Here is a 6,804-nt window from a genome sequence, read left to right on the forward strand (position 1 = left end):
CCGTCGCCGCGGGGCTGTCGCGGGTGCTGAGCGACGTGCCGGTGCGGACCGGCTACCTGGAGGCCCAGGCGGGCATCTCCTCGCTCTCGGGCGCCTACGCGCGCCTGGAGGGTGGGGCGAGGCTCCGTCAGGACCTGGGCCTCTTTGGCTTCGCGGAGGCCAATCAGCGCGAGCGGATGGCCGGCGCAGGCGTCCGGTGGACGGTCGACTGGTGAAACCTAAGAGCCCGTCCCAAGTTGTCGGGGCGGGCTCCTATGTTACCCAGTGAGCCGCGATTACGAAATAAGCCGGAGATGCTTACGATCAGCAGGTGGAGTTGCCGGCTCGGTTCGCCCGCCGGAAACCACGACTGGAACCAGTTGGAAAACCAGGGCGTCTAGATCTTCTGCCGTGATTCGCAATTGTGCTGCGATGTCGTGGTGAGTCAGTCCCATCTCACGCAAGGCGATGAAGGCCTTCTTCAACAACTGGGATGTCTCTCGCGGAATCCCATCAGGCTCACTCGTTCTCCATCCGCGTTTTGATATTTCGATACACAGTTGCTCGTAGTGCCATTGCGTCGTCAACTTTAGATCGTAAAGCCTGCGCGCCAATGCTGCGACTGAAACAAGCCACACCTTCTTAAGCTCTAAAAGCTTGCCAACTGTCGGGACGCGGGGTGCCATGGCACTCAAGTTCGCGGCTGGCATCAAGAACGCAGACGCGAAACGGTCCGCTTCATTCTCAGCTTCGACTCCTCGCGGGGAGCCATGGCGATGCAGCACAAGATGGCCAAGCTCATGCGCGGCATCGAAACGACCGCGCTCGCCACTCTTGATTGTGTTTAGGAACACGAACGGCGTGTTGTCTGCCCACATCGAGTATGCATCAACCTCTCGGCCCTCTCCGGTTAAGGAAAAGACGCGAACTCCGTTGGCTTCAAGCAGGTGGATGACATTGCCAATCGGGCGAACCCCGATCTTCCATGCAGCCCGCAGAGCAACGGCTGCGGTTTCCGGATCTTCATCCCGAAGATCCGGCACGGCAGCTTCTGGGAGCGACAAGTGCTTCCCGAGCAGTTCGTTCAGTCCAACCGCCAAGCTCCCAGCCGCAAAAACGGCTGAACGCTGCGTTGCGGTCATCCGAGACATTGCCCGGAAACTGGCTGTATCCGGTGAAACTTCAACCGGGTTGTCGCCGCTGAAGAACTCGACTGGAAACCCTAGCGCTGCAGCTATCTCTGCAACCGTCGTTTCAGACGGCGGCATGTCCCCAGACTCAAAGCCACTAATCGCACGTCGACTCACGCCGACGGCATCGGCGAGTTCTGACTTGTTCAGACCACGCCGCTTTCTTGCGAGCGTGAGACGACGTGGATTGAATGCACTCACGACTTGCGCTTGACTTCGACCGTGCTCTCGGTCGGGTTGTTTTCGTCCTTGTGGGGGACGGGCGTGGGGCCCATCTCGATCGTGCCAAGATTGTGGCGGTAATGCCAGCCGGAAACAAACCCTGTTTCAGTAATGCTTTTCGGAATCGAAAGTTCCGCTCGGACCTCGTCACGTCCCGGGACTCGATACACGAGAAGGAACCAGATCGTTGGACCGGTTCGGATGAGCCGCGTCGTCCTCGCGTCGAACAGGGTCATCTGGCTCTCGTCAACCGCGAAGATTGCTGCCTCTCCGCGTCGACGCTTGGGCTGAGGAACTAGGTCCGGATCCCCGAGCCCGACGTGCTGGTCTCCCGCAACAACCAGAAGGGCGTGCTCTTTGCACGGCGAGACGACCAGCGACAGGTTCTTCTCGTCGCTTGGCGTCCATCCGAACGGCGACAAGATCTGCCGGAGTGCCGTCACCAACTCTGACCACGCGTAGTAGCCCGGGCTGCCTGGCGGGGCGAAGGGGTTGACGCTGTCCCGCTCAGCCTCTCCACGGGCGATGGCCTCGCGTAACTGCTCCTCCAGCAATCCCGTCGACCACAACAGGGAGACAACCTGGGCTACCTCAGCACTCATCCTTGGTCCGCCTTCCTCAGTCGGCCTTCGCCGCGATGCACAGATACCACCTGGATGGAAGCGAGAAAAGGGGAAGTGATCAGTCGTTTGCTGGGAAACGTCGGAGGTAGGTGAAGGTGCGTCTTATCAGGGGCAGGAGCCTTCAGCCAGAATCCTGGCGGATCACGTCTCCCCCAAGCCCCAGGCTCAGCGGATTGGAGTTGTCCCCTTTCCGCGAGGGCGCTTCCCTCCGCCACGCCGGCGTCGCTTTGAGGGTCTCTTCGTCGAGGCGTGAGGGGCACGAGGGTGGGCTTCGCCCGTAGGGACCGGGCGCCAGACAATGGGCCGAGCGGCATCCGCCGTGCACCACGCGCGCGTGTGGTGCGACCCCCGCGCCACGTCCCCGACGAGGCCCCCAGAGTGAAGCCCTACCTCCAGACCGACACCATCACCCTGTTTCACGCTGATTGCCGCGATGCCCTGCCCGGACTCCCGTTCGGATCCGTGGACGTGCTGCTCACCGACCCGCCCTACGGGATGGCCTACGAGGCCAAAGGGAAGAGCGGCGCCGCCATCCGCGCGGACGGCTCTCGCCAGGGCATGCGCGTCTTCCGCCAGGCGCGATCACGGCTGCCCGCGCCGCCTGAGCTGCACCCGGTTCCGGTTTTCCTATCGAATGGCGGCGAGAAACCGGAACCGCTCAGCCCTCCGACGAGCTCCCGCTCAGCCAGAAGTAGTCGTCCCCGCTGGCCAGCGCCTTCTCCAGGAACTCGCTGAAGGACGATGCAATGATCCGGCTGTGGACTGGGTCCGGGAACGTCCCGTGGTACCCGTCTCGTAGGGGATAGCGTCCGTCCTGCGTCTGCGACACGTCGACCAGAACGAAGTCCGTGTCCTGGAGGTCCACGAGTGTGTACCAGGTCGCGGGGCCGTTCGCGTCCTCGTCCCGCCCCTGGATGGCCACGCGCCCGCGGCGAACCTGGGCGAGCGGGAGGATCCAGAAGTTGGTGTCCGGCCAGGGCATGAAGAGGGCAGCTCCATCGCAGTGCAGGTAGAATGCGCGCAGGTCCTTGTCGAGCCTCCAGCCCACGCGTGCCTCGAAGGCCGCGAGCTCCTCGGCAGCCGCGGGAGGATTCGGGAAATGGTGCTGGTCAACTTCCGCGAGCAAGCGCTGCATGAGCGTGGACATAGGCTCCGACCTCAATCCGTATACGGGCGCTCAGGACCCGGCGTGAGCCACTTCCCGCCGGGGGCGTAGCAGGCCGGGTACTCGGTGTTGATGGTGGTGTGCACGTCATCAGGGACGGGCAAGACGTTGCCGGGCGCCGTTGGATCTCCTCCATGAAGGAAGTCGCGCAGGTGGTGCCCGGGCCACGCTCGTCCCGCCGTGTTCGGCCAAGTGCCGAGTTCCTTCGCCCACTCCTCGCGGAAGCGGATGCGGGAGCGTGACCACACCTTGCGGAGGCTCTCGGGGTCCGCCACCTTCGGGTAGTCGCAGCAGCAGTGGGTGATGGCGAGACGTCCGCCGGCCTCAGCGGGCATCAGCAGGAATCGCCCCTGCCAGTGGCCCTTGATGTCGGCCAGCCACATGCAGCCCATGAGCGGTAGTCCCTGCGCCGCGCACTTCGACTCGCAGCGGGACAGGAACGCGGCGCTGCACTGCCAGGGCCCGTAGTAGATGGTCGTGCGGATCTGCCCGCCGTCTGGTGTCCTGACTACGGACCCGACCCACGTCGCGCGCGCCGAGCTGCCGCCCCCACCGACGGTGGCAGAGCCGCATCCGGTGAGGATGAGTAGGGCAGCTGCGCTCGCGGCGCGGCGGAGGTCGAAAGCGGCTGGCATGGTTCAACATGCCAGCACGGCAAAACGAGAAAGTTAAGTCGTGGCTGATGGAGCGCCCTGTTGGGTAGGACGTGCGGGACAACCTGTGCGCTACTCCTTCTCCTGCCGCACGCTGCCGTCCTGCCCGGTGACGAAGCGCAACACGCCGGACGCTTCGCCCGAGACTCCGATGCTGTAGAGCCTTCCCGGCTGCAGCGGCTGGGCGGGCTCCACCGTCTCGAAGCCGTCCGGCACCTCGCCGTAGGCGATGCTGCGTCCGCGCGTCCCGCCGAACGAGAGAGCGCGCACATGCCATATCGTTTTCCCCTCCTCGGTCACTACACGGATGACGTCGTACCGCGGAGGACCGCCATCCTGAGAGGGCTCCTCAACCATGAACGTGGGGCTCGGCAGGCGCTCGCTGCTCGACGCGAGCGCCACCTCCAGGGGCGGCTGGCAGGCGGTGAGGAACGCCACCTGGAGGAGGACGAGCGCGAGCGGCAGGATTCGATGGAGGCGCATGGTCACGGTGCTCCCTGTCCGGCGCGGAGGGACTCCTTCGCGGCCTCGAACTGCTCGGTGTAGTCCCTGCCGTCGAGCATGAACGGCGCCGGCGGCACTTCAAAGCAGCCCTGGCCGAAGGCCAACTCGATGAGCTCCGCCTGCTGCTCCGGGTTCATCTCCTCCCACGACTTGCCTTGCCGGAGGGCCTTGCCGACGTTGTAGCCGTCGCCGAAGAACTGCGCCACCAACGCCTCGCTCATGTAGTCGTTGCCCCCGTTCTGGTGTTGCCACACGTGAGCCGCCTCGTGCACGAGCAGTTCCGGCTGAAGGGGCAGCGAGCCCTCCGGAATGTAGATCGTGTCCCCGTGCGTGAAAGGGCGACCGCCCACCGTCAGCAAGCCTGCGTTGCCCTCCTTGATTTCGATGCGCGTGTAGTCGATGGAATCCCCATACACGTCATGCAGCGCCTTCAGCTCGTCGCCCGTCAGCTTGCGGCTGGTGGGCTCGATGAAGAGCACCGTCTGGATGGCGCTGAGGATGCTCCCGCCCAAGCGTAGCAGCCCGTCCGTCGGCGTCTGGATGGCCTTCAGCACGCTCAAGCCGAGCTGCGCGAAGCCCTCCTTGAAACGGCCCGTGAAGATGTTGGCGATGCCCTTGCCGAACGTCTCCGCCATCTCCCAGGTGTTCTTCAGGGTGCCCTTGACGCTGTCGTAGATGCCCTTGCCGATGCCGGCGATGCCGTCCACCACGCGACCGCCGAAGTCCGACAGCGCGTCACCGATGGAGCTGAGGAAGCCCTGAGCGGCGACGCGCGGCTCGCTCTCCGCCGTCTTCGTCAGCCCCTCGGCCGGCGGGCGGATGGTGATGGCCGTGGTCGTCGTCGCGCGGCGAGCCTGGTCGACGAGCGCCTTCTGGGTGGGCATGTGCGGGGTGAAGGCGTCGACGGTGTTGAGGGCTCTCTCCACCACCTGGGGCTTCGGCGCGGAACGCTGGGGCTGCTCCGCGGGCTCGCGGTACGTGGTGGAGAGGAGGGCGGTGCGGCTGCGTGAGATGGGGTCCATGCTGGCTCCGTGAGGCGTGCGCCTCTGGAGCTGTGCAGCGCCTGTGCCCTGCACGTCCTCTCTGGCGCAGGTTCACCGACCCATCTCGTGCCCGAGACAGCCGTCCACGGAGGCGGGGACGTCAATCCGCAGCCGTGGAAGTCGCTACAAGCAAGTCCGGAAGTCCGGCGGGAACGCAGCGCGATGTCTTCGGCGCCCAACCGGAAGCCTCAGGCCGTGATCTACCGGCGTGCAGAAGGCGCTCTGGCCGGCTGCCCGAGCCGCGCGAGAGCGTGACAGCTGTCGTTGCACAATCGCCTTCATGGACGACAAGAAGAGGCGGCACGCACGGAGTCCTCAAGGACTTCCCCCGGCGTGAGGGTGACTCAGGAGCGCGGGGATGGGGCTACTCGTAGAGTCCAGCGCACCTTCCGACGGTGGGCCACCGGGGGCGTGGCCGGACGGGCCCGTTCGCTGACGGAAGGCCCCTCCCACGCGCCGGAGTTGTCCATGAGAAGAGAGAGTCGTAGCGGGCTGGCGTTGCTGGCCCTGAGCTTGGTGCTGGCCCTGACCGGGTGTGGGGGTGCCCTACAAGCCCAGGAAGGCAGCGCCCAGGCCGTGGTGACGCTGCCGCAGGCGCTGAGCGCCAGCGACGTCGCGCGGGTGGAACTCACCACCTCCGGACCCGGCATGACGACGCGCACCGACGCCCTGGTGAAGACGGGCGGCCAGTGGGGTGGGGTGCTGGGCCAGTTGCCCGCCGGCACCGGCCGCACCTTCAGCGCCCAGGCCTTCGACTCATCCAACGTGGTGCGCTACGCGGGCCAAGTGACAGGCGTCACTATCCAGGCTGGTCAGGCGACGGCCGTCACCCTGCTGCTGCAGGAGGTGAACGCGCCGCCTCCCTTCGACAACGCGGCGCCGCAGATTCTCTCCCTCGTGGCCAGCCCCGGCACCGTCGCGCCGGGCGGCCAGGTGGCCCTCCAAGCCACCGCGAACGACCTCAACGCCGGCGACACCCTCACCTACGCCTGGACGGCGGCCTCGGGCGGCTTCAGCGCGCCCTCCAGCCTCTCCACCTCCTGGACGGCGCCAGCCACCCCGGGCCAGGTGGTGCTGACGCTCACGGTGACGGACTCCAAGGGCGCCAGTACCTCCCTCAGCGTCACCATCACGGTGAGTACGGGCAATGGCAGCGCGGCCGTCAACGTCTCCGTCAACACCTGGCCCCAGGTGGTTGGCATCACGGCGCTGCCCTCCTCCGTCGCCGTCGGTCAGGCCACTCAGGTGACGGCTTCCGCCAGCGACGCGGACGGGGACGGCCTCACCTACCAGTGGACGGCGAGCTGCGCGGGCACGTGGACGAATGCCACCTCCGCCAATGCCAGCTTCACTCCCTCCGCGACGCCCTCCGGCGACGCATGCACCCTCACCGTGACGGTGCAGGACGGACGGGGCGGGCAGGGG

8 protein-coding genes are annotated in these 6,804 nt (G+C 66.0%); 2 read left to right on the forward strand and 6 right to left on the reverse strand.

Annotated elements, in window-relative coordinates:
- Nucleotides 1-215: hypothetical protein (locus tag D7Y15_RS41365; RefSeq protein WP_233605293.1), on the forward strand; the 215-nt coding region annotated here is incomplete at its 5' end.
- A 60-nt stretch (nucleotides 216-275) separates the two neighbouring features.
- Here D7Y15_RS41365 and D7Y15_RS41370 read toward each other — a convergent pair.
- From D7Y15_RS41370 to D7Y15_RS41400, 6 genes are all read right to left on the reverse strand, one after another.
- Nucleotides 276-1,370, reverse strand: a complete 1,095-nt coding sequence (locus D7Y15_RS41370) for an XRE family transcriptional regulator (protein ID WP_121756017.1) — start codon at nucleotides 1,368-1,370, stop codon at nucleotides 276-278.
- Nucleotides 1,367-1,993, reverse strand: a complete 627-nt coding sequence (locus tag D7Y15_RS41375; RefSeq protein ID WP_121756018.1) for a hypothetical protein — start codon at nucleotides 1,991-1,993, stop codon at nucleotides 1,367-1,369. Before D7Y15_RS41375 ends, D7Y15_RS41370 begins: the two co-directional genes overlap by 4 nt.
- A 679-nt stretch (nucleotides 1,994-2,672) precedes the next feature.
- Nucleotides 2,673-3,161: an SMI1/KNR4 family protein gene (locus tag D7Y15_RS41385; protein ID WP_121756019.1), complete on the reverse strand. Its 489-nt coding sequence runs from the start codon at nucleotides 3,159-3,161 to the stop codon at nucleotides 2,673-2,675.
- An 11-nt stretch (nucleotides 3,162-3,172) separates the two neighbouring features.
- Nucleotides 3,173-3,814, reverse strand: coding sequence for a hypothetical protein (locus D7Y15_RS41390; protein ID WP_121756020.1), 642 nt, complete (start codon nucleotides 3,812-3,814; stop codon nucleotides 3,173-3,175).
- A gap of 90 nt (nucleotides 3,815-3,904) precedes the next feature.
- Nucleotides 3,905-4,315 (reverse strand): hypothetical protein, encoded by a 411-nt coding sequence (locus tag D7Y15_RS41395; RefSeq protein WP_121756021.1) that lies wholly within the window; start codon nucleotides 4,313-4,315, stop codon nucleotides 3,905-3,907.
- 2 nt (nucleotides 4,316-4,317) lie between these two features.
- The gene (locus D7Y15_RS41400) at nucleotides 4,318-5,358 is read right to left on the reverse strand and encodes a hypothetical protein (protein ID WP_121756022.1); all 1,041 of its coding nucleotides are present in this window, start codon (nucleotides 5,356-5,358) and stop codon (nucleotides 4,318-4,320) included.
- A 489-nt stretch (nucleotides 5,359-5,847) separates the two neighbouring features.
- On the opposite strand from D7Y15_RS41400, the gene D7Y15_RS41405 reads away from it, so the two are divergent.
- On the forward strand, nucleotides 5,848-6,804 hold a 957-nt coding region (locus D7Y15_RS41405; protein ID WP_199746055.1), incomplete at its 3' end, for a PKD domain-containing protein.

The sequence above is a fragment of the Corallococcus sp. AB030 genome (genome assembly GCF_003668965.1).
GTDB classification, from domain to species: domain Bacteria; phylum Myxococcota; class Myxococcia; order Myxococcales; family Myxococcaceae; genus Corallococcus; species Corallococcus exiguus.